The following is a 20,246-nucleotide window of genomic DNA, read 5'->3' as shown; positions in this document are numbered from 1 at the left end:
TAACGGCAATGAAAACTGCAAATGCCATTGATACGCTGCGCGACTTAGCGGAGCAGGATCTCGAACGTGCCGCCATCTATTTAGGCGATATGCGCCGCGGCCAGCACGCCGCTAACGAGCAGCTGACGATGCTGCTCGATTATCAGGACGAGTATCGCAACAAGCTCAACGATGACATGTCGTCCGGCATCGCCAGCACCCGCTGGACGAACTATCACCAGTTTATTCAGACGCTGGAAAAAGCGATTGAGCAGCATCGCAACCAGCTTAATAACTGGAATCAGCGACTGGAGCAGGCGCTAATCAACTGGCGCGACAAACAACAGCGGCTGAACGCCTATCAGACTCTGATAACACGGGCAGCGGAAAATGCTTTACGACAGGAAAACCGTCTCGACCAGAAACGGATGGATGAATTTGCCCAACGGGCCGCATCGAGGAGAGGCGAATGATTACGCTGCCACACATTGGCATAAAAGCGGCGGCTAAAACCGACGCGGAACCATCAGGCGCGACGGACCTTGCAGCAGGGGCTGATGCCCTGCCGCAGGACTTTCTGACCACGCTGGGAAACCAGCTGGCAGGCCTGGCGAAACAGCAGGGAAAAGCGGCGCAATCCGCTGACGTTAAAGCAGAAACTGCCGATGACGCCCGACCAAAAGCGCCGCTGAATGCGCTGATGGCCGCGCTGGATAATCCTGCTGAACTGACCGCCCTGTTTAAACCGGAAAATATTAAAGCTGGTATAAAATCAGCCGATGATAAAGACAAGCCGGAGGCCGCAACCTTAAGCGCCAGTGACATGCAGAATGTGCAGGCACTGTTCGCCATGTTACCGGTTGCGGTGACGCCGACAGCGACGCCTTCGACGCCGGTCAGCAGTGAAGCAGGTGAGTTGATTGCCCAGACCGACACCGGCCGGAAAAGTCAGACCTCGCTGACGCAACTGCTGAACAGTGCGCAGCAGAGCCACGCACCGGATAACCCTGTGCCGGGTAAAGATGAGAAGCATGACGCTAAAGGTGCCGCACTGAACTCACCTGTCGTGAACAGCACCGCCAGTCAGAATCAGCCTGCCGCGCAAAGTGCGACCAACAGCAGCCTGACACTCGACAGCAGTTTCCAGCAGGCGCTGAGCACTATGGTGAAGCAGGATGATCAGGGTGCGATCAAAGCCAGTACCAGCGACAACGCGATCAGCGCCACGCCGTTCGCCAGCGCCAGCAGCCTGCCCGCGCCGGTGACCGCCTCCGCGACCAGCAGCACCCCGTCCACCCCGATGCTGAATTCACAGCTGGGCAGCGACGAGTGGCAGCAGGCGCTGAGTCAGCAGATTGTGATGTTCAGCCGCAACGGCCAGCAGAACGCGGAGTTGCGTTTACATCCGGAAGACCTTGGCGCTATCCAGATCAGCCTGAAACTGGATAACGATCAGGCACAAATTAATCTGGTTTCCAGCCATAGCCACGTCAGATCGGCACTGGAAGCCGCGATACCGCAGCTTCGCAGCGCGCTGGCAGAGAGCGGTATAAACCTGGGCGAGAGTCAGGTGAGCAGTGACAGTTCCACGCAGGGCCAGCAATTCCAGCAACAGCAGGAGGCGCGCCGCGATGGACAGCATGGCCGCTTCTCCCTCACCCAGGACAGTGACACCGACATTACGCCGATTGCCGTTCCCGCTGCCCTTCAGGCTCGCGTTAGCGGCAACAGCGCCGTCGACACTTTCGCCTGACAGCGGCAAACGCTGAAGGTAAGCGTAAAACCCGCGTCTTTTCTACCCATTGGTTTGACTTAAGACGCGGATAATCTGTCCCGTGAGCCGAGAGGCTTGCCCATAATTCACAGGAAGTAACTGCACCATGTCTGATAACGCGAAAGCAAAAGGCAGCAAACGTAAACTCTTAATACCAGTGTTGATCATTCTGACGCTGGCCGCTTGCAGCGTGGCAGGCTATGCAGTCTGGCGAATGATGAATAAACACGAGGGCGATAAGCCTGAGGTGGCGAAAGTTGAACCGCCTCCCGCTCCGGTCTTTTTTGCACTTGATACATTTACGGTTAACCTGGTCAATCCCGACAACGATCCTGACCGCGTGCTTTACGTAGGCTTTACCCTGCGTCTGGCCGATGAGGAGTCCCGGAGTCGGATGAATGACTATCTGCCTGAGGTGCGCAGCCGTCTGCTGCTGCTGCTCTCGCGTCAGAGCGCTGCGGCGCTGGCGACAGAGCAAGGAAAACAGGCGCTTGTTGAACAAATCAAACAGGCGCTGACACCCCCGCTGGTAAAAGGTCAACCTCCGCAGGCTGTAAACGACGTGCTGTTTACTGCCTTCATTTTGAGGTGAATCAATGGGCGATAGCATTCTCTCCCAGGCTGAAATTGACGCCCTTTTAAACGGCGACAGCGGCAGCGCGGAAGAAGAAAAGAAACAAAACGGGCCGGAGGGCGATATTCGGCCTTACGACCCGAATACCCAGCGCCGCGTGGTGCGCGAGCGTTTGCAGGCGCTGGAGATTATTAACGAGCGTTTTGCCCGTAGTTTCCGTATGGCGCTGTTTAACCTGTTGCGCCGTAGCCCGGATATCAGCGTCGGGACGATCAAGATTCAGCCGTATCATGAGTTTGCCCGCAATCTGCCGGTGCCAACCAACCTGAATCTGATCCACCTGAAACCGCTGCGCGGCACGGCGCTGGTGGTGTTCTCACCCAGCCTGGTGTTTATCGCCGTCGACAACCTGTTTGGTGGTGACGGACGTTTCCCGACGAAAGTCGAAGGCCGTGAGTTTACCCATACCGAGCAGCGCGTTATCCGCCGCATGCTGAAGCTGGCGCTGGATGGTTACAGCGATGCATGGAAGGCGATTTATCCCCTGGACGTCGAGTACGTACGTTCAGAGATGCAGGTGAAGTTCACCAACATCACCACTTCACCGAACGACATCGTGGTTAACACGCCGTTCCAGGTGGAGATTGGCAACCTGGTGGGTGAGTTTAACATCTGCATCCCGTTTTCAATGATTGAACCGCTGCGCGAGCTGCTGGTGAACCCACCGCTCGAAAACTCCCGCCAGGAAGATAACCACTGGCGCGATAACCTGGTCAAACAGGTGCAGCACTCTGAGCTGGAACTGATTGCTCACTTTGCCGAAACGTCACTGCGTCTGTCACGGATTCTGCAGCTGAAACCCGGTGATGTGCTGCCGATTGAGAAGCCGGAACGCATTATCGCCCATGTCGATAGCGTCCCGGTCTTAACCAGCCAATATGGCACGATGAATGGGCAATATGCGCTCCGTGTCGAACACCTGATTAACCCGATTTTGAATTCGCTTAACGAGGAACAGCCCCATGACTGACAGTAATAAACCGTCTGACGATATCTCTGCGGACGATCTGTGGGCTGAAGCGATGAACGAGCAGGTCGGCAGCAGCAGTGCGCCGCAGACCGATGACGTCTTTAAGTCATTCGACAGCGGCAATGTCGCGGGCTCGTTGCAGGATATCGATCTGATTATGGATATCCCGGTGAAACTCACCGTCGAACTGGGCCGCACTAAGATGACCATCAAAGAGCTGTTGCGTCTGACGCAGGGTTCGGTGGTAGCACTGGACGGACTGGCAGGTGAGCCGCTGGATATCCTGATCAACGGTTACCTGATTGCACAGGGTGAAGTAGTAGTTGTGAACGACAAATATGGCGTTCGTATCACTGACATCATCACCCCGTCTGAACGTATGCGTCGTCTGAGTCGCTAAGAGTCACATTATGAATAGCCAGAATCAAACGCTGCAACCGGCCGCACCGCACGCACAGGCGATTTCGACCGGTTCTATGCTGGCACAGGTCAGCAGCGTGTTAGCAGTGATTATTTTATTGATTCTGGCCTGCGCCTGGCTGGCACGCCGTGCCGGCTTTGCGCCGAAAAAGGTCAGTGGTCAGGAGCTGAAACTCACGGCCAGCGTCTCAGTGGGCCAGCGTGAGCGGGTGGTGATTGTCGATACTGCTGACGCGCGTCTGGTGCTGGGCGTCACTGCCCAGCAGATTACTCATCTGCATACGCTGCCGCCGGGTGAGCCGGTCTCTGTGACGCCGGCTGACCGTGCGCCACAGGATTTTCGTCAGCTGTTACAGAATCTGGTTAAACGTCCCGGAAAACCACAATGATGCGTCGACTGCTTCCTTTATTGCCACTGCTGTTACTGGCACCGGTTGCCCATGCCCAGTTGCCGGGCCTGGTGAGTCACTCACTGCCGAATGGCGGTCAGAGCTGGTCACTGCCGGTACAGACGCTGGTCTTTATCACTGCGCTGACCTTTATTCCGGCCGTGCTGCTGATGATGACCAGCTTCACCCGTATCATCATTGTGTTTGGTTTACTGCGTAACGCGCTGGGCACGCCCTCTGCGCCGCCTAACCAGGTGCTGCTCGGACTGTCGCTGTTTCTGACTTTCTTTATTATGGCACCGACCTTCGACAAGATTTATCAGGATGCTTACCTGCCGTTCAGCCAGGACAAGATCAGCATGGAAGTGGCGATTGATAAAGGAGCCCAGCCGCTGCGCGAGTTTATGCTGCGTCAGACCCGTGAAGCAGATTTAGCCCTGTTTGCCCGTCTGGCGAATACCGCGCCGATTGCCGGTCCTGAAGCGGTGCCCATGCGTATTCTGCTGCCCGCCTATGTGACCAGCGAACTGAAGACCGCGTTCCAGATTGGCTTTACCGTATTTATCCCGTTCCTGATCATTGACCTGGTCGTCGCCAGCGTGCTGATGGCGCTGGGGATGATGATGGTTCCGCCAGCGTCCATTGCGCTGCCGTTTAAATTGATGCTGTTTGTTCTGGTCGATGGCTGGCAACTGCTGGTCGGTTCACTGGCGCAAAGCTTCTACTCCTGATCCCCTTTTCTTACCGGAGCACGACATGACACCCGAATCAGTAATGGTAATGGGACAGGAAGCGATGCGCGTCGCCCTGATGCTGGCCGCCCCGCTGCTGCTGGCAGCTCTGGTCAGCGGTCTGCTGATCAGCCTGATCCAGGCGGCGACCCAGGTCAACGAACAGACCTTATCCTTTATTCCTAAGATCCTGGCGGTTGCCACCACTGGTATCATTGCCGGCCCATGGATGCTGAATCTGCTGCTGGACTATATCCGCACCGTCTTTACCAACCTGCCTTATATCATCGGCTGATGATTACTCTCGACAGCAGCCAGCTGGTTCAGTGGGTCAGCCAGTTCTTCTGGCCACTGGTGCGCATCATGGCGTTGTTTGCCACTGCGCCGATCCTCAGTGAACGATCCGTCAGCAAACGTGTCAAAATCGGACTGACGGTGATGATCACCTGGCTGCTGATGCCGATGTTGCCTGCTGTCAATGTGACTCTGTTTTCCCCTGCTGGTTTCTGGCTGCTGATTCAGCAGATGCTGATTGGTATCGCGCTGGGCTTTACCATGCAGTTTGCGTTTGCAGCTGTGCGTCTTGCCGGGGAAGTCATTGGTTTGCAGATGGGCATTTCGTTCGCCACCTTTTTTGACCCTGGCAGCCGTCTTAATATGCCGGTGCTGGCCCGTTTTCTCGACATGCTGGCCATGTTGCTGTTCCTGACCTTTAACGGACATCTTTGGCTGATCTCACTGCTGGCGGACAGTTTTCATACGCTGCCGATTGGCGGTCACCCCCTGAATGCCAACGCATTTATGGCGCTGGTGAAATCCGGCGGATTAATTTTCCTTAATGGCATGATGTTAGCGCTGCCCTTAATCGTTTTGTTACTCATGGTAAATCTGGTACTGGGTTTGTTAAACCGCGTTTCACCACAGTTATCAATCTTCGCAATTGGCTTCCCGATTACCTTATCAGTCGGAATTTTAACCATCAGCCTGCTGATGCCCCTGCTGGCCCCGTTCTGTGAGCATTTGTTCAGTGAAATATTTGATTTACTGGCCCTGTTCCTGACAGAACTATCCCGCCCCTGAACATTAAGTTTCTAACTACCTTTGCTCAGCGACACTTAAGTATCGCAAAACCATCCCTGCATTTTCCGAACCATGTTTTCCAGAATGCAACTAAGGAAATTCTGATAAATGTGCTGAGAGTCTGAAAATAATTCTTATTAAACCGGGCTTCGCGTATTTTAGTTGGGTGGTTCACAGAAGCGGTCAGACTGTGAATGTGCAGGCAAAACCGGCAATGGACTGAATTTACAAGGAAAAAAACTTTAAGTGATTTTTCTTGTTAAAAAATGTTTTTTCCGGCATTGTCATCGCACGCTGAGACTTCACACTTTCGTAAAACAAATGTTTTTGAGAATTGTCCTATCAGAAAACTTCCTGTTTTCAGGGATAGTGACATAGTTCTCAAAAAATGAGCTTTACTGAATCTCCGGCACTTCACTGGCATTCCCCGCCATTGCCGGAGAATGTGTGACGTCATGGCAGCACAAATTTTTTGCAGAACGGGTCAGGGATGAAGACTTTTACGGGCGTTTGCCTGTTGCCACACTGCACGAGCAGAATAAAAAAGTACCTAAGAAATCTCTCTCGTACCGCAACGCGTATTCATCGTTGATTTAAACGGATAACAAATTGGTGAGGGTCGCTATTATGCCAACTATTATTATGGATTCCTGCAACTACACACGCCTGGGATTATCAGACTACATGTCTTTAAAAGGAGTTAAGAAGAAAAATATCTCTTCTGTCTCCGATATTGAGCAACTACAGCAAAAATGTGAGCAATTAAATCCTGGTGTCGTCTTTATTAATGAAGATTGTTTCATTCATGAGTCAGATTCCAGCGAACGTATCCGCAGTATTATTACGCAGCATCCTGATACGCTGTTCTTTATATTCATGGCGATTAGCAATATCCATTTTGAGGAATATCTCTACGTTCGTAAGAACCTGATTATTACATCAAAATCGATGAAGACATCGACCCTGGATTCCTTACTCAGCACCTATTTGCAGAAGAAGCTTAACCAGTCTGCGCGCATCTCTTCGGGCATGGATGTTCACCCGCTGACGCTGAGCCAGACTGAGTCAAACATGCTGAAGATGTGGATGTCAGGTCATGACACCATTCAGATCTCAGATAAAATGCAAATTAAGGCCAAAACGGTATCGTCACACAAAGGTAATATTAAACGCAAAATCAAAACCCATAATAAACAGGTTATTTATCATGTGGTGCGTTTAACCGATAATGTAACCTCGGGTATTTACGTTAATATTCGCTGATCGTCAGACCTGAAGAACCGGCCTTAATGGCCGGTTTTTTTTGCGCTGAATTGGGAGCCAGGTCTCACTCTTGCTGCTAAGCCTTTACGCTCTTTTGCCGATGTTAAGCCTTATAACAACAGCCTCAAGAGAGCAAGGATATGAACACTGCATTAGATAATGATGGACAGAAAAGCGCTGGCATCTGGCAGAATCTCCGCCTGGTGCCGCTGTTTAGCCTGATCTTCGGCGGCATTTTGCTGCTGTTCGCACTCTGTATTGGTGTCGCCAGTTACTTTCTTATTTCAAGCAACCACTCCCTCGATGATGCTACGGACGAAATCCAGGTTCGTATGGGCCTTGCTAACAGCTCCAATCACCTGCGTACGGCACGCCTGACCATTATCCAGGCCGGTGCCGCCGCGCGTATTGGTGAAATGGATGAGTTTCGCGCCAACGTGGCGGCTGCTGAAAAACGTATTCAGCAGGCTAAAGATGGCTTTGCAGTTTATGAAGCGCGCAAAGTGAAGTCTCCGGCTGACACTGAACTGGATGCTACGCTACAGGCACGCTTCAATAATTACATTAATAAAGGCCTGATACCGATGATTAATGCCGGTAAACAGGGCAGCTTTGAGGGCATCATCGCGCAGGAAACAGACGTTACCCGCAGACTGGATGATGACTATAACGCGGTGTTACTGAAGGCGATCAAAATCCGTACTGACCGCGCGAATGCCATTACTGCCGAAGCCGATCATCAGTCGCGCATTGGCTTTATCTCCATGGCCGTGGCGTTTAGTGCCGCACTGGTGCTGGTACTGATGACCTTTGTCTTCCTGCGTCGCGTGGTAATTAACCCGCTGCGTCAGTCTGTGCTGCGCATTGAACGCATTGCGCAGGGCGATCTGACCTCTGCTCCCCTGCCCTATGGCCGCAGTGAGATTGGTACATTGATCCACAATCTGCAACTGATGCAGCAGGCGCTGGTGACCACCGTCGGGACAGTACGTGAAGGTGCCGTTGCGATTTATCAGGGCTCCAGCGAAATCTCCGCCGGTAACACCGACCTCTCTTCACGCACCGAGCAGCAGGCGGCAGCACTGGAGCAGACCGCTGCCAGCATGGAACAGCTCACCGCCACGGTAAAACAGAATGCCGAGAATGCCCATCACGCCAGCCAGCTGGCCGCGGATGCTTCTGGCAAGGCGCGCAGCGGGGGTGATCTTGTCGATAGCGTGGTGAAAACCATGACCAACATTTCCGGCAGCTCGAAGAAAATCGCTGAGATCACTAACGTCATTAACAGCATCGCGTTTCAGACCAACATCCTGGCGCTGAACGCAGCAGTTGAAGCAGCGCGCGCCGGAGAACAGGGTCGCGGCTTTGCGGTGGTGGCAAGCGAAGTGCGCAATCTGGCCCAGCGCAGTGCGCAGGCGGCCAAAGAGATTGAATCCCTGATTGCTGAGTCGGTCACGCTGATTAATGACGGTTCGCATCAGGTTGGCGCAGCGGGCAGCACCATGGGTGAGATTGTCGAGGCGGTACGCCGCGTCACCGATATTATGTCGGAGATCGCCGCGGCATCGGACGAACAGAGTCGGGGTATTCAGCAGGTGAGCCAGGCGGTCACTGAGATGGACAACGTCACTCAGCAGAACGCCTCGCTGGTGGAAGAAGCCTCAGCGGCAGCAGCCTCGCTGGAAGATCAGGCGGGCAAACTGACACAGGCGGTGGCGGCATTCCGTCTGCAGGATTCGCCTGCCACGAAAAGTGTGGCCGCGCGCGTCACATCACCAGCCAAAACATCCGCTCTGACACCGCTCCCCGCGCTGGCCACCGGTAGTGATAACTGGGAAACCTTCTGACGCCCTCCAGGTAACCGTCAGCGGCTGTTGTCGACGACAGCGGCACTGAATGCAAAAAAGCCCCGTTACGTTAACGTAACGGGGCTTTTTTATGCACGTCAGGCTCAGGCGTCGTGGTAAGGCTCGACGAAAATGCCATCCGGCTGCTGCGTTTCATTAAAAAACCAGATGCCTAGTGGATAATCTTCCAGCGCGACCAGAAACATGGTGCCTTCATTAAATGGCTCCATAGCCAGAATGGTACCCACGCGACGCGGGCCGCCATCGGTTTTGACGCTGACGCGATCATTTACCTTCATTTCGGTTCTCCTGATTATTTACTGCGTACAGTCTAAACGAAGAACCGGCACGATGCAGCGCGTTAGCGGCGGGCAATGACCCAGACGGCATGAACGATACCAGGGATGTAACCACAGATCGTCAGCAAAATATTCAGCCAGAAAGCCCCCCCAAAACCGACCTGCATAAACACGCCCAGCGGTGGCAGCAGAATTGCGATAATAATTCTTAAGATGTCCATAACCATTCCTTTAGGTATTGAATAAAATCAGCTTTATCATCAACTATAGCCGAATCTGCTTTGTTCAGGGGCAAAGTCAGGTAAATCTGAGTAAGGACCATTTTTGCAATTTCTTAACATTTCACCGCAAGACTTCTTACGCGCCTGGCCTTTACACTTCCTCCACTGCACCACCCCCATAGGTGCAGCCACAACCTAAAGTAACAAGGATTTTGCCCGCGCAGCGCGGGCTTTTTTTTATCTGCGATCTGCCCAATCCCCTCTTTCTGCCCCGCGTTCTATACTGATTATTCTGTTTGCTCTCAGGAGTCAGAAAATGACAGACGAAAAGCAGCACACCGATATGCCAGCGTCCGATTTGAAGGTGGATGTTGAAGGTTTACTGGCGGCGATACAGGCGAAAACGTCAGGAGAGATACGGGAGTATATGGAGCAGGGCCAGATGCCACGGCTTGAAGTTGAAGGCCAGATTTTTCACTCGTATACCGAACTGGCGGAAGCGTTTGAAATCGACATCTGTGACTATCGCGCCTATGAAGCTAACCGCTGAAATCGATTTCAAAAAAATACCCGGCTGTAAAGCCGGGTAAAAATTCAATTCGTTACACCAGGGAATTCTTAACACCTCTGCAGATTACGCGAACGCGTCACCAAAACAAGTATCAGATATGCACGTTTCTGCAACGAACCGGGTCGTTATGAGGCAATAGTTACCGAAAAAACCGCGCCAGCCAGTGACTTAGCGCCTGCACACTTCCTGCATCCCTCGCTTTTCTCCCTTTCTTTTTTAAGATTTATCCTGGATTTTCAGTCAGCGTGGCAGGAAAAAAAGTGTGAGCCATATTCAACTATAATATTGAAAAATCGCTGCTTTAGCCGCGAACGTGATGAAAGGAGCCTGTTAATGCCCGATCTTCAACAGCCGTTAATGATTATTACCGATCTCGATGGTTCCCTACTCGACCACCATACCTATCGCTGGGATGCGGCCACTGAGTGGCTTACCACGCTGAAACAGCACGAGGTTCCGCTGGTGATCTGTTCCAGTAAGACGGCCGCCGAAATCCTTCCGCTGCAAAAAAAACTGGGGATCAGTGGTTCACCCTTTATTGCCGAGAACGGGGCCGTGGTCCAGACGCAGGAGCAGCAGCGTATCCGTCTGCCTGATAATACGCTGACCTATGACGCACTCTGCCAGCGGCTGGCCGCATTGAAAACAACCTACCGTTTTACCGGCTTCCATGACTTCTCCGATCCGGAAGTGGCCTCAATGACCGGACTGAGTGAGGCAGATGCCGCGCTGGCACGCCAGCGCGACGCGTCTGAAGTGATTGTCTGGCGCGACAGTGACGAGGCTTTCGATAGCTTTCAGGCGGCACTGGGTGCTGAAGGGCTGGCGCTGACGCAGGGCGGCCGTTTCTGGCATGTAATGCAAGCAGGCTGCGGCAAAGGCGAAGCGCTGCGCTGGCTGCTGGACCATTCTCCCGGTGAAACAGCCATCACAATTGGTCTTGGTGACGGGCCGAATGATGCGCCGATGCTGGACGCAGTTGATTATGCCGTCGTGATTAAGGGCTACAGTAAAACACCGGTAACACTCAGCCGGACCGATCAGCAGCAGGTCTATTACACCGCTCACCATGGCCCCGAAGGCTGGCGTGAAGGACTGGACTATTTTTTGACTCAACCTCAATAAGCTGCCCACGGGCATTAAAAGGATGATGCGATGAGTGACTTTTATCAGAATGGCGTAATCACCAACTTCCACAACCTGACCCACCGCAGCGTGGAGTCGCTGGAAAAAGAGATGGTTCGCTTTGCCCGCAAACGCAAAATGGGGCTGATCCTGCCATCGCTGTTTTCCGAACTTGAAGGTCCGGCGCTGACGAAAATCGTTGATGAGCTGGCCAAAGTGCCTTATCTGGATGAGATCGTGATTGGTCTGGATCGTGCTGACCGCGATCAGTTCCTGTTTGCCCGCGAGTTCTTCTCCCGCCTGCCGCAACGGCATCGCATTCTGTGGAACGATGGCCCGCGTCTGAAGGCCATTGATGCGGAACTGGATAAAGAGGGTCTGTCGCCTACCAATCCCGGTAAAGGCCGTAACGTCTGGTTTTGCACCGGTTATACCCTGGCGTCGGACCGCACCAGCTGTGTGGCGCTGCATGATTGCGATATCGTCACGTATGAGCGTGGCATGCTGGCCCGCCTGCTCTATCCGCTGGCAAACCCGGCGTTTCAGTATGAGTTCTGTAAGGGCTTCTACGCGCGCGTCGCGGATGGCAAGCTGAATGGCCGTGTCGGGCGTCTGCTGGTCGGGCCGCTGCTGCGCTCACTGCAGAAAGTCTATGGCCATTCGGAATACCTGGATTACCTGACAAGCTTCCGCTATCCGCTCTCTGGCGAGTTCGCCATGCGAACGCATGTGCTGAACGGCATCAAGATCCCCGGCGACTGGGGACTGGAGATTGGCGTGCTGTCGGAGATTTATCGTAACTACACCACCCGCCAGTCGTGCCAGGTTGAGATCGCCGATAACTACGATCACAAGCATCAGCCGCTGGCAGAAGATGATGGCACCGGCGGACTCAAGCGTATGAGCAGCGACATCGTTCAGTCCCTGCTGCGTAAACTCGCGACCATGGGTGTGCCGCTAACCAGCGATTCATTCCGGGTGCTGAAGGCAACCTATTACCGTAATGCGCTGGATATGATGGAGACCTATAACCACGAAGCGGCAATGAACGGACTGAAGTTTGATCAGCACGTCGAAGAGGCCGCGGTGGAGATGTTTACTCAGTCGATTCTGGAAGCGGGACAGGCGTTTATTGAACGTCCTAACGATAAACCGTTTATACCCAGCTGGAGCCGGGTTCAGTCGGCGTTCCCGGATGTATTGCAGCGCATCTATCAGGCGGTTGAAGAGGATAACGACGGTAACGTCTGAAACAGGGCGGCACAGGGAGTGTGCCGGGCCTCAGGCAATATGAAACCGGGCCTGTCGGGTCATCTGACCTTCAGGCCTGAGGCTCTCAGCTTGCGAGTTGTTGCGCAGGATTCAGGGCGCAGAGTTCATCACTGCGAAAAGCCTCGCTGCGCACGGCATAGCCGTCATACCAGCGGCATTCCACCATGCCACTGGCGTAGCCGGTCACCACCATCGTATGACCTTCTTCCTTGTGCTGCACTTCTTCACTGATTGCGAAAACCATGTTGCGCTCCTTTCATGCGTGTTATTAACCTGAGTGATTATTTTCTTTATAGCAGGCAAAGCCGACCCTTGCCTGTTAAGGCACGCAAAAAAAGGGCAAATTCAGAATTAAGCAGCTGGATATGCGGAATATAAAAAAAGCGGATAAAAAAACTTATCCGCTTTGATAAAGTGTTGACGCTGACGTCAGATTTTACAGCCTTCGCAATCGGCTTCGTCACCGAGATCATCCGGCACTTCGCTGGCTTTTTTCTCTGCTTTCGCTTCAGCCTGCTCAAGCTGTGCGTCGATATCAAATTCAAACATGTCGTCGTTCATCGTCATTCTCCTGACCGTAAATCACAGTGCGCTTTATACCGATTTTCCGCGCACTCTGGCAATAAGGCTGACCACTAACAGCACAATCGACCCAATGATAAAGCCCAGCACCAGGTTTGCGCCGTTGCTGAGCAGCATCGCGATCCAGCCGCTGAAACCGCCGCTGACTTCCTCAATCAGATGATGCAGCGGCGTGATGCCATGCACCACGATGCCGCCGCCGACCAGGAACATCGCAAGGGTGCCGACCACCGAAAGGGTCTTCATCAGCCACGGCGCGGCGGTCAGCAGCACACTGCCAATACCCTGCGCAACGCGCGACGGCTTTTCACGCAGCCAGAAACCGAGGTCATCAATTTTAACGATACCCGCCACGATGCCATAGACACCAATGGTGACCAGAATGGCGATGCCCGCCAGGATGATCACCTGGTTGAGCAGCGGTGCTTCCGACACTATCCCCAGGGTAATCGCGACAATTTCCGCCGAGAGGATGAAATCGGTGCGCACCGCGCCTTTGATTTTTTTCTTCTCGTACTCTGCCGCGTTCTGATTCGCCAGCGAATCGAGGCGCTGCTGACGTGCTTCCGGTGATTTGCTCTGCTTGTCGTGCTGCAGACTGTGCATCACCTTCTCCACGCCTTCGTAGCAGAGATAAGCCCCGCCAATCATCAGCAGCGGCGTAATCAGCCAGGGCGCAAACGCGGAGATAATCAGCGCCAGCGGCACCAGGATCAGTTTGTTAAGAAACGAACCTTTAGCCACGCCCCAGACCACGGGCAACTCACGGTTGGCTTTTACGCCGGTAACCTGCTGTGCATTCAGCGACAAATCATCGCCCAGGACGCCAGCGGTCTTTTTTGCCGCCACTTTTCCCATGACGGAAATATCGTCCAGAAGTGTTGCAATATCATCAAGTAAAGTCAGTAAACTGGTGCCTGCCAAAATCTTATCCTTAGTCTGGTTCGTTATGTTGACAACATGGGCAGCGCTCAATTTCCGTTACGGTCATCTCAGCGATGCCCTCACAATCCCACTCTACCCGCACCGCATCACCTTCTGCGCGTTCAGCGTGCAGGTATTTGCTGACCGGGCTTTCGGTCATGCCGGTGATCGCCTCCGTAGCGATAAGCCTGTCGCCGCAATAGACCCGCGCAGTGGCTTTGGTGTTCACCATCCGCTCGTCACGAATCTGGTAAAGGCGTTTAACCGTCAGTTTTATGCTGCTCATGTCAGGCTCCTGGCCACGGAGAAAGCGCAGATCTAACCAATTATGGTCCTGATTAGCAATCAGCGTTGTAATGATGAATCCCCTGATGGTCGATCTCGGCACTCTCCGACATCGCCAGCAGCCACTCTTCCAGCCGCTCCAGCAGATCCTGATCCGTCAGGCGCAGTCTGCCACGCAGCGCACACTCCCAGATGATCAGCACTTTCCAGCCGCTTTCCTGCAGCTGGCGCACATAACGCCGGTCGCGTTCAACATTGCTGTTAATTTTCCCGGTCCAGAATTCTGTGCGCGTCGCCGGCAGTTTAAACAGATAGCAGTGATGACGATGCCAGAAGCAGCCATGAACAAAAATAATCGCCTGCTGTTCGGTCAGAACAAAATCAGGCCGTCCCGGCAGGTTTTTATCCTGCACGCGAAAGCTGAATCCCCGATCTTTCAGCAGCAGCGCAATACGTTGCTCAATGGCCGTATCCTGAGCGCGAATGGCACGCATATTTTTGCTGCGTGTTTCGCTGGAGTGAACATCAGCCATAACGTCTCCTTTTTTGCTGGTTCTGTAACTTTAGCCTGCGCCGCGAAAAGCGAAAGCTGTCGCCGGAGGACTTCGGAGCTTACGCCGCAAAAACAGAACTTTCCGGCGGTCTGACACAGGGCACATCCCGACAATTTCCTCGCAGCCTCTGGAGTGTTAGCATAGGCTCCTTACTGTTAAGGAAAAACGCATGCATCCCGCCGCTCTCGCTGAACCACTCTCTGCTGCACTTTCATCTGCTGATGTGTCTGAACTCTTTGGACAGGTGCTGGACATCTATTCGGTTCGTGATCTCACGGCCCGACTGCAGCAGGCGGGATTTTCCTGCTGGACCCCGGCCCTGCTGAACCGGATCCGTCAGGGTAAAAGCGCCCTGCCACCGCTGTGTGAGGCGGAGCTGTCGCTGTTGCAGAGTCTGCTGCCGACCCGGCCCGCCCACTATGATAATCCTGAGTTTCGTTTTATCGATCTCTTTGCCGGGATTGGCGGCATCCGTAAAGGATTCGAGGCGATCGGCGGTAAGTGTGTGTTCACCAGTGAATGGAATAAAGAGGCGGTTCGCACCTATAAAGCCAACCACTATAGCGATCCGCTGGAGCATCACTTCAATACCGATATTCGTCAGGTGACCCAGCCTGAAGGTCTGACTGACGATGAAGCGATATACCGCGCGATTGATGCAGCAATCCCCGACCATCAGGTGCTGCTGGCCGGTTTTCCCTGCCAGCCCTTTTCGCTGGCAGGGGTCAGCAAGAAAAATGCGCTGGGCCGCGCCCACGGGTTTGAGTGTCAGGCGCAGGGTACGCTGTTTTTCGATGTTGCGCGCATTCTGGCCGCCAAGAAACCGCCGTTTTTTGTGCTGGAGAATGTGAAAAACCTCAAGAGCCACGATAAGGGCCGCACCTTCGCCATCATCATGGAGACGCTGGATGAGCTGGGCTATGACGTGGCCGATGCCGGAGCCGACAGCCCCGATGCCAAAGTGATTGACGCACGTCACTTCCTGCCACAGCATCGCGAACGCATTGTGCTGGTGGGGATTCGCCGTGACCTGAAAAAGCAGGATTTTACGCTGCGCGATATTCGCCGTTTTTATCCGGCGCAGGTGCCCAGCCTGCAAAGTCTGTTAGAGAAGACGCCAGACGACAAATATATTCTGTCGCCGGTGCTGTGGCGCTACCTCTATCAGTATGCGAAAAAGCATAAAGCGAAAGGTAATGGCTTTGGTTTTGGCCTTAACGATCCGCGCAATCCTGACTGCTGCGTGCGGACGCTGTCAGCACGCTACTACAAAGATGGCTCAGAGATTCTGATTGACCGCGGCTGGAACAGCGTGCTCGGTGAAGCGGAGTTTCAGAATGCGGATAATATGGCACGGCGTCCGCGTCGTCTTTCTCCGCGCGAATGCGCACGCCTGATGGGCTTTGATGTGCCGGGCCGCGAGCCGTTCCGCATTCCGGTTTCAGATACCCAGGCCTATAAGCAGTTTGGTAACTCGGTAGTCGTGCCGGTGTTTGCAGCGGTCGCGCAGCTGCTGCTGCCGCATATTCGTCAGCTGAAGTCGTCATCGAACTGAAATAAAAAACCCGTCTTGCGACGGGTTTCAGGCTGATGAAGAACTTACATCTGACGATACTCACAGCAACAAATAAGCTCAACTCGCAGGGAACACGGTCAGAAGGGGAAAGCGTCCCGCGCCAGGACGGTGCGGGCCGAGCATGCCATGGATGGCGGCTTTTGCGTCTTTCCGATCTGACCGTGTTCCCTGAGCAGGCACAGTCTCATAGCGAAACAGTCCAGCCTTTCTCCAAAGTAAAAACCCGTCTTGCGACGGGTTTCTGTTTTATTTCTTCTTTTTGCTCTGCTTCTTCAGCAGCAGGCGGATCTGCTTCAATTCGCTGGCGCTCAGTCCATCAACTTTCACGTCACCGGCACCCGCGTCATCGGCTCCCTCTTCAGTGATGTCCTGATTATCAATGGCGGGATGCGGATGCGTTTCCAGACTGGCCTGCAAACGCTGCACAATTTCCTGGCTCATTGAAATCTGGTTTTCCAGCGCCAGCTGTTTAATTGTTTCTTTCAGCTCGGGATCAATTTTAATCGTTAAATTAACAGTTTCGGTCATCGGGCAGCTCCTTTTTGTTATTGCTCACACGCTACCGGATGACCGTTTCGATTAACATACTGTCATAAAAATTTAATATTCGGTTTTCAATGGAGTGAAATCCCGCAGCACGCCCTCATCCATCCCCACCAGGTTACCCTGAAGCTCGGCATATAGCTTCGCCATGTAGCGCACCAGGAAATCGGCGTTATGCTCAGCCAGCATGCGGCCGGTTTCGGTATGCATGGTTTCCGGCAGGCGCAGCAGCTTCTTCTGGAAATGGTCCAGCGTCCACTTAACATCATTCAGCTCGCGATCTTTACCCAGCGGATCCTGACTGTCGAATAACGGGCGATTCAGTGCACCGGCCGTGTAAAACACCCTGGCCAGCCCGATTGCGCCCAGTGACTCGAGCCGGTCTGCATCCTGCACAATTTTGGCTTCGAGCGTCTCTGGCGGGATACCGGCGCTGAAACTATGGGTTTTAACCGCATGCATAACGGCATCGATCTTTTCTGCCGGGAAATCGAGAAAATCCTGCTGCAGAATACGCTGCGTTTCCGCGGCTGCATACGTTGAGGCGAGATGCCGTTCCGGATGATTCTTGGGAAGATTCACTACATCATGAAAATAGCAGGCGGTGAGCACCACCAGCGGGTCCGCCTTCGTGCCGGTCATGATTCGCTGCGCGCTCATCCAGACGCGTCGCAGATGGGCGATATCGTGCGCGCCGTCGTCGTGGATCCAGTTCGCCTGAAACCAGCTTTCATAGCGGGATTGCCAGAGTGTAAGTGACATAATCTATCTCCCTGTAGTGATCGACAGCGGATTCTCTGTCGTGATCAGTGCGCAAACGGCAAGCCATCATAGCGACTGGCTAATGACACTTTTTTTACAGTGCTGTTGAAAAGAGCGGCGCTGCCAGCGATTTCGGGCAGAAAAATGAGATCTTGATCATCTGTATAGCATCTCTGTTACAGAAATACCGCAATTTCGGCGGTTTTCAGCCTTTCCTCAGTGAGTTTCTGCTAAGAAAATTAGTTTAACAGTAGTAATGTTTGATTGCTTTTGAACCATTTGAACTGGCCATTCTTAACCTTTTTTTGTCACGCATTTAATTGTAAAAGTGTGGGCAATAGCAGGTGAAAAAATCTGAAAAGGTTCCTATTTTTACCGTTATAACGTACTGTATCCGGGCTGTTCGTCGCGTTCTGCCGATTGCATGATAAGCTTTGGTGCGCTTTTTGCATTTTGCTGGTTTTTAACACCCAACGTGACAAATTTAAAGTGACTGTCAGGCGACAAATTATTAAGCAAAATGATTTAAAGCTTTTATGATAATTCTTAGATGTGAAGCAAATGGACGTTTACAGCAGTAACCGGGTTCTACTAATAAAAAGAGGTAATCCATGAAAGAACGGCCGATTCTTTTTTCCGAACAGCGTGTTCGTGCCCTGTTGGTTGGCCAGCAAACACAAACCCGGCGCATTATGAAAACTCAGGCTTTCGGGCCGGGTCAGGATCATCACGAGGGCGTACACGCTTTCGATGTCAGTGCTAACCATCTGCATGGCTACAAGATGATGTCGATGGCGGACATCAGCTATCAGTGCCCCTACGGTAAACCGGGTGACATCCTCTGGGTGCGTGAAACCTGGCGCGGCCCGATGGTGCCGGAGAACGATCTCGCCGAATATGAACGCGACCCGACGCCGTTTCGCCTGCCGGAATATTGCCAGTATCGTGCCGACAGTAATGAGCTGGGTCAGCATGCGATGAGCACCCCGGAAGCCGAGGAGTTTGGCTGGCAGACCGCCATCCACATGCCGCGCTGGGCCAGTCGTATCAACCTTGAAATCACCGGCGTACGCGCGGAAAAGATTCAGGATATCAGTGAAGATGACATTATGGCGGAGGGCGTACAGACCGACTCGCATTTCCTTAATAACTTCTTCACCATGAACGTTAATTCTGAGTCGCCAAAAGAGGCGTATCGTAAAGCCTGGGAAAAGCAGTACGGTGCAACCAGCTGGGAAGTGAATCCCTGGGTCTGGGTCATTGAATTTCAGCGCGTTGAACGCAGGTAATGCCTCAACCCTGCGCTTTGCGGGTTGAATCACAGACAACGGCCGCGCTAACGGGTTGAATAGACAGCCTTCAGTCCTGAAGTGCGACAGAAGATGCCAGCATTCGATGCTGGCATTTTTATGTCTGCCGCGTCAGGATAGCGACATAGCCCGGTTCTGTGCAGGAGTTGCGATGTTTAAATGGCCCTGGAAAACGCATAACGACACCATACTGACGGCACTGCCGTGGCAACAGGGGCTGTCACAGCCTGTCTTCAGCCCGCTGGATGAGTCTGAACAGCAGGCGCTGGTGGAGCTGGCAAAGCGCTTTCTGCAACAGAAAAAACTGGTGCCTCTCGGGGGCGTTCAGCTGGATGAACTGCGCAGCGTGCGGATTGCACTGCTCTTCTCTCTGCCAGTGCTGAAGCTGGGTCTGGAGTGGCTGGACGGTTTTCATGAGGTGCTGATCTATCCCGAGCCGTTTGAGGTTGACGATCAGTGGCAGGATGAAGATGGGCTGGTTCACAGCGCACCTGCCGTTCACGCCGGACAGAGCTGGACCCAGGGACCGGTCGTCCTCAACTGGCTCGATATTCAGGATTCATTCGATCTCTCCGGCTTTAATCTGGTGATTCATGAGGTGGCACACAAACTGGATGCGCGCGGCAGCGGTTATACCAGCGGCGTTCCGGTCATGCCGCTGCGGGTCGTAGCCCGGTGGGAAAAGGATTTGCGAGCCGCGATGGCAGAGATTGAAAGTGAGGTGGAACTGGCAGGCGAACAGGCTGCGACTGTCGATCCTTACGCCGCCAGCGATCCGGCGGAGTGCTTCGCTGTACTCTCTGAGTATTTCTTTACGGCTCCGATTCTGCTGGCAGAACGTTTTCCTGCGATGTATGAACATCTGCGTCAGTTTTACCAGCAGGATCCCCTGAGTCGGATGACATCTGAAACGGTTCAAACTGCTTAAATCCCGATCGCATTGCGTTAAAGCTAGCCAGTTGAATGATAATGTCTTTTTTGCTGTTGACACCATAGTGCGACGCGGCTAATATTCGCCTCGTTCAAACGATTCCTCTGTAGTTCAGTCGGTAGAACGGCGGACTGTTAATCCGTATGTCACTGGTTCGAGTCCAGTCAGAGGAGCCAGAATTAGAAAAGCCCGCTCAGGGAAACC

General features: G+C 53.3%; 26 protein-coding genes and 1 tRNA gene. 18 read left to right on the top strand and 9 right to left on the bottom strand.

Features of this window, described 5'->3' with window-relative positions; all coding sequences use genetic code 11:
• The first annotated feature begins 8 nt into the window (after positions 1-8).
• From fliJ to F3I44_RS11265, 11 genes are all read left to right on the top strand, one after another.
• Positions 9-452 carry a flagellar export protein FliJ gene (fliJ, locus tag F3I44_RS11315; protein ID WP_003854478.1) on the top strand — a complete coding sequence of 148 codons (444 nt, stop codon included), beginning with the start codon at positions 9-11 and terminating at the stop codon, positions 450-452.
• Positions 449-1,732: a flagellar hook-length control protein FliK gene (locus F3I44_RS11310; RefSeq protein WP_150014850.1), complete on the top strand. Its 1,284-nt coding sequence runs from the start codon at positions 449-451 to the stop codon at positions 1,730-1,732. Before fliJ ends, F3I44_RS11310 begins: the two co-directional genes overlap by 4 nt.
• A 127-nt stretch (positions 1,733-1,859) precedes the next feature.
• Complete coding sequence (fliL, locus tag F3I44_RS11305; RefSeq protein WP_061062737.1) at positions 1,860-2,345, top strand: flagellar basal body-associated protein FliL; 486 nt, start codon at positions 1,860-1,862, stop codon at positions 2,343-2,345.
• Between the two features lie 4 nt (positions 2,346-2,349).
• A complete protein-coding gene (gene fliM, locus F3I44_RS11300; protein WP_150014848.1) occupies positions 2,350-3,357 on the top strand; it encodes a flagellar motor switch protein FliM in 1,008 nt (335 codons plus the stop codon).
• Positions 3,350-3,757: a flagellar motor switch protein FliN gene (gene fliN, locus F3I44_RS11295; RefSeq protein ID WP_013358288.1), complete on the top strand. Its 408-nt coding sequence runs from the start codon at positions 3,350-3,352 to the stop codon at positions 3,755-3,757. Before fliM ends, fliN begins: the two co-directional genes overlap by 8 nt.
• A gap of 10 nt (positions 3,758-3,767) precedes the next feature.
• The gene (fliO, locus tag F3I44_RS11290; protein WP_150014846.1) at positions 3,768-4,166 is read left to right on the top strand and encodes a flagellar biosynthetic protein FliO; all 399 of its coding nucleotides are present in this window, start codon (positions 3,768-3,770) and stop codon (positions 4,164-4,166) included.
• Positions 4,166-4,897 (top strand): flagellar type III secretion system pore protein FliP, encoded by a 732-nt coding sequence (gene fliP / locus F3I44_RS11285; protein ID WP_010247675.1) that lies wholly within the window; start codon positions 4,166-4,168, stop codon positions 4,895-4,897. Before fliO ends, fliP begins: the two co-directional genes overlap by 1 nt.
• 25 nt (positions 4,898-4,922) lie before the next feature.
• Positions 4,923-5,192 carry a flagellar biosynthesis protein FliQ gene (gene fliQ, locus F3I44_RS11280; protein ID WP_003854466.1) on the top strand — a complete coding sequence of 90 codons (270 nt, stop codon included), beginning with the start codon at positions 4,923-4,925 and terminating at the stop codon, positions 5,190-5,192.
• A complete protein-coding gene (gene fliR / locus F3I44_RS11275) occupies positions 5,192-5,977 on the top strand; it encodes a flagellar biosynthetic protein FliR (RefSeq protein WP_150014844.1) in 786 nt (261 codons plus the stop codon). Before fliQ ends, fliR begins: the two co-directional genes overlap by 1 nt.
• Positions 5,978-6,604: 627 nt before the next feature.
• Entirely contained in the window at positions 6,605-7,240 is a 636-nt protein-coding gene (rcsA, locus tag F3I44_RS11270; RefSeq protein WP_010247685.1) for a transcriptional regulator RcsA, read from the top strand.
• 140 nt (positions 7,241-7,380) lie between these two features.
• On the top strand, positions 7,381-9,087 hold the full coding sequence (locus tag F3I44_RS11265) for a methyl-accepting chemotaxis protein (RefSeq protein ID WP_150014842.1): 1,707 nt from the start codon (positions 7,381-7,383) through the stop codon (positions 9,085-9,087).
• A gap of 104 nt (positions 9,088-9,191) precedes the next feature.
• On the opposite strand, the gene dsrB is transcribed toward F3I44_RS11265, so the two are convergent.
• Positions 9,192-9,386, bottom strand: a complete 195-nt coding sequence (gene dsrB, locus F3I44_RS11260) for a protein DsrB (protein WP_013358293.1) — start codon at positions 9,384-9,386, stop codon at positions 9,192-9,194.
• A gap of 62 nt (positions 9,387-9,448) precedes the next feature.
• The gene (locus F3I44_RS11255; RefSeq protein WP_013358294.1) at positions 9,449-9,607 is read right to left on the bottom strand and encodes a YqaE/Pmp3 family membrane protein; all 159 of its coding nucleotides are present in this window, start codon (positions 9,605-9,607) and stop codon (positions 9,449-9,451) included.
• Positions 9,608-9,923: 316 nt separating this feature from the next.
• Between F3I44_RS11255 and F3I44_RS11250 the strand changes: the two genes are divergently transcribed.
• The 3 genes from F3I44_RS11250 to F3I44_RS11240 all read left to right on the top strand — a co-directional run bounded on the left by F3I44_RS11250 (position 9,924) and on the right by F3I44_RS11240 (position 12,554).
• On the top strand, positions 9,924-10,157 hold the full coding sequence (locus F3I44_RS11250) for a DUF2525 domain-containing protein (RefSeq protein WP_013358295.1): 234 nt from the start codon (positions 9,924-9,926) through the stop codon (positions 10,155-10,157).
• Positions 10,158-10,511: 354 nt separating this feature from the next.
• Positions 10,512-11,303, top strand: a complete 792-nt coding sequence (locus F3I44_RS11245; RefSeq protein WP_150014840.1) for a mannosyl-3-phosphoglycerate phosphatase-related protein — start codon at positions 10,512-10,514, stop codon at positions 11,301-11,303.
• A 30-nt stretch (positions 11,304-11,333) separates the two neighbouring features.
• Positions 11,334-12,554: a glycosyl transferase gene (locus F3I44_RS11240; protein ID WP_013358297.1), complete on the top strand. Its 1,221-nt coding sequence runs from the start codon at positions 11,334-11,336 to the stop codon at positions 12,552-12,554.
• 85 nt (positions 12,555-12,639) lie between these two features.
• Here F3I44_RS11240 and F3I44_RS11235 read toward each other — a convergent pair whose 3' ends face one another.
• From F3I44_RS11235 to F3I44_RS11220, 5 genes are all read right to left on the bottom strand, one after another.
• Complete coding sequence (locus tag F3I44_RS11235) at positions 12,640-12,819, bottom strand: YodC family protein (RefSeq protein ID WP_013358298.1); 180 nt, start codon at positions 12,817-12,819, stop codon at positions 12,640-12,642.
• A 185-nt stretch (positions 12,820-13,004) separates the two neighbouring features.
• A complete protein-coding gene (locus F3I44_RS24120; protein WP_003854444.1) occupies positions 13,005-13,136 on the bottom strand; it encodes a hypothetical protein in 132 nt (43 codons plus the stop codon).
• Positions 13,137-13,169: 33 nt separating this feature from the next.
• The gene (locus F3I44_RS11230; RefSeq protein WP_150014838.1) at positions 13,170-14,081 is read right to left on the bottom strand and encodes a DUF808 domain-containing protein; all 912 of its coding nucleotides are present in this window, start codon (positions 14,079-14,081) and stop codon (positions 13,170-13,172) included.
• 10 nt (positions 14,082-14,091) lie between these two features.
• On the bottom strand, positions 14,092-14,367 hold the full coding sequence (locus tag F3I44_RS11225) for a hypothetical protein (protein ID WP_150014836.1): 276 nt from the start codon (positions 14,365-14,367) through the stop codon (positions 14,092-14,094).
• Positions 14,368-14,419: 52 nt separating this feature from the next.
• A complete protein-coding gene (locus F3I44_RS11220; protein WP_150014834.1) occupies positions 14,420-14,899 on the bottom strand; it encodes a very short patch repair endonuclease in 480 nt (159 codons plus the stop codon).
• A gap of 190 nt (positions 14,900-15,089) precedes the next feature.
• On the opposite strand from F3I44_RS11220, the gene dcm reads away from it, so the two are divergent.
• Positions 15,090-16,475, top strand: coding sequence for a DNA (cytosine-5-)-methyltransferase (gene dcm, locus F3I44_RS11215; protein WP_150014832.1), 1,386 nt, complete (start codon positions 15,090-15,092; stop codon positions 16,473-16,475).
• Positions 16,476-16,742: 267 nt separating this feature from the next.
• Here the strand turns inward: dcm and F3I44_RS11210 are convergent, their stop codons facing one another.
• Positions 16,743-17,024 (bottom strand): Arc family DNA-binding protein, encoded by a 282-nt coding sequence (locus F3I44_RS11210; protein ID WP_150014830.1) that lies wholly within the window; start codon positions 17,022-17,024, stop codon positions 16,743-16,745.
• Between the two features lie 72 nt (positions 17,025-17,096).
• Positions 17,097-17,801: a phosphohydrolase gene (locus F3I44_RS11205; protein ID WP_150014828.1), complete on the bottom strand. Its 705-nt coding sequence runs from the start codon at positions 17,799-17,801 to the stop codon at positions 17,097-17,099.
• Positions 17,802-18,412: 611 nt separating this feature from the next.
• Between F3I44_RS11205 and F3I44_RS11200 the strand changes: the two genes are divergently transcribed.
• The 3 genes from F3I44_RS11200 to F3I44_RS11190 all read left to right on the top strand — a co-directional run bounded on the left by F3I44_RS11200 (position 18,413) and on the right by F3I44_RS11190 (position 20,218).
• The gene (locus F3I44_RS11200) at positions 18,413-19,090 is read left to right on the top strand and encodes a hypothetical protein (RefSeq protein ID WP_150014826.1); all 678 of its coding nucleotides are present in this window, start codon (positions 18,413-18,415) and stop codon (positions 19,088-19,090) included.
• 172 nt (positions 19,091-19,262) lie between these two features.
• Positions 19,263-20,039 (top strand): DgsA anti-repressor MtfA, encoded by a 777-nt coding sequence (mtfA, locus tag F3I44_RS11195; RefSeq protein WP_190285948.1) that lies wholly within the window; start codon positions 19,263-19,265, stop codon positions 20,037-20,039.
• Between the two features lie 103 nt (positions 20,040-20,142).
• A tRNA-Asn gene (locus F3I44_RS11190) sits at positions 20,143-20,218 on the top strand.
• The last annotated feature ends 28 nt before the right edge of the window (positions 20,219-20,246 follow it).

The organism is Pantoea sp. F_5 (assembly GCF_008631595.1).
In the GTDB taxonomy this organism is placed as follows: Bacteria; Pseudomonadota; Gammaproteobacteria; order Enterobacterales; family Enterobacteriaceae; genus Pantoea; species Pantoea gossypiicola.
This window is presented reverse-complemented; position numbering and strand designations above follow the sequence as displayed.

Bases quoted from the DNA above. Each gene is read 5' to 3' on its own strand.
- F3I44_RS11265 (WP_150014842.1), top strand. From the start codon at position 7,381: ATGAACACTGCATTAGATAATGATGGACAGAAAAGCGCTGGCATCTGG.
- fliM (WP_150014848.1), top strand. From the start codon at position 2,350: ATGGGCGATAGCATTCTCTCCCAGGCTGAAATTGACGCCCTTTTAAAC.
- dsrB (WP_013358293.1), bottom strand. From the start codon at position 9,386: ATGAAGGTAAATGATCGCGTCAGCGTCAAAACCGATGGCGGCCCGCGT.
- fliO (WP_150014846.1), top strand. From the start codon at position 3,768: ATGAATAGCCAGAATCAAACGCTGCAACCGGCCGCACCGCACGCACAG.
- F3I44_RS11210 (WP_150014830.1), bottom strand. From the start codon at position 17,024: ATGACCGAAACTGTTAATTTAACGATTAAAATTGATCCCGAGCTGAAA.
- fliR (WP_150014844.1), top strand. From the start codon at position 5,192: ATGATTACTCTCGACAGCAGCCAGCTGGTTCAGTGGGTCAGCCAGTTC.
- F3I44_RS24120 (WP_003854444.1), bottom strand. From the start codon at position 13,136: ATGAACGACGACATGTTTGAATTTGATATCGACGCACAGCTTGAGCAG.
- F3I44_RS11245 (WP_150014840.1), top strand. From the start codon at position 10,512: ATGCCCGATCTTCAACAGCCGTTAATGATTATTACCGATCTCGATGGT.
- fliQ (WP_003854466.1), top strand. From the start codon at position 4,923: ATGACACCCGAATCAGTAATGGTAATGGGACAGGAAGCGATGCGCGTC.
- F3I44_RS11200 (WP_150014826.1), top strand. From the start codon at position 18,413: ATGAAAGAACGGCCGATTCTTTTTTCCGAACAGCGTGTTCGTGCCCTG.
- dcm (WP_150014832.1), top strand. From the start codon at position 15,090: ATGCATCCCGCCGCTCTCGCTGAACCACTCTCTGCTGCACTTTCATCT.
- F3I44_RS11205 (WP_150014828.1), bottom strand. From the start codon at position 17,801: ATGTCACTTACACTCTGGCAATCCCGCTATGAAAGCTGGTTTCAGGCG.
- F3I44_RS11250 (WP_013358295.1), top strand. From the start codon at position 9,924: ATGACAGACGAAAAGCAGCACACCGATATGCCAGCGTCCGATTTGAAG.
- F3I44_RS11255 (WP_013358294.1), bottom strand. From the start codon at position 9,607: ATGGACATCTTAAGAATTATTATCGCAATTCTGCTGCCACCGCTGGGC.
- F3I44_RS11240 (WP_013358297.1), top strand. From the start codon at position 11,334: ATGAGTGACTTTTATCAGAATGGCGTAATCACCAACTTCCACAACCTG.
- F3I44_RS11310 (WP_150014850.1), top strand. From the start codon at position 449: ATGATTACGCTGCCACACATTGGCATAAAAGCGGCGGCTAAAACCGAC.
- fliL (WP_061062737.1), top strand. From the start codon at position 1,860: ATGTCTGATAACGCGAAAGCAAAAGGCAGCAAACGTAAACTCTTAATA.
- F3I44_RS11220 (WP_150014834.1), bottom strand. From the start codon at position 14,899: ATGGCTGATGTTCACTCCAGCGAAACACGCAGCAAAAATATGCGTGCC.
- F3I44_RS11235 (WP_013358298.1), bottom strand. From the start codon at position 12,819: ATGGTTTTCGCAATCAGTGAAGAAGTGCAGCACAAGGAAGAAGGTCAT.
- mtfA (WP_190285948.1), top strand. From the start codon at position 19,263: ATGTTTAAATGGCCCTGGAAAACGCATAACGACACCATACTGACGGCA.
- F3I44_RS11225 (WP_150014836.1), bottom strand. From the start codon at position 14,367: ATGAGCAGCATAAAACTGACGGTTAAACGCCTTTACCAGATTCGTGAC.
- rcsA (WP_010247685.1), top strand. From the start codon at position 6,605: ATGCCAACTATTATTATGGATTCCTGCAACTACACACGCCTGGGATTA.
- fliP (WP_010247675.1), top strand. From the start codon at position 4,166: ATGCGTCGACTGCTTCCTTTATTGCCACTGCTGTTACTGGCACCGGTT.
- fliJ (WP_003854478.1), top strand. From the start codon at position 9: ATGAAAACTGCAAATGCCATTGATACGCTGCGCGACTTAGCGGAGCAG.
- fliN (WP_013358288.1), top strand. From the start codon at position 3,350: ATGACTGACAGTAATAAACCGTCTGACGATATCTCTGCGGACGATCTG.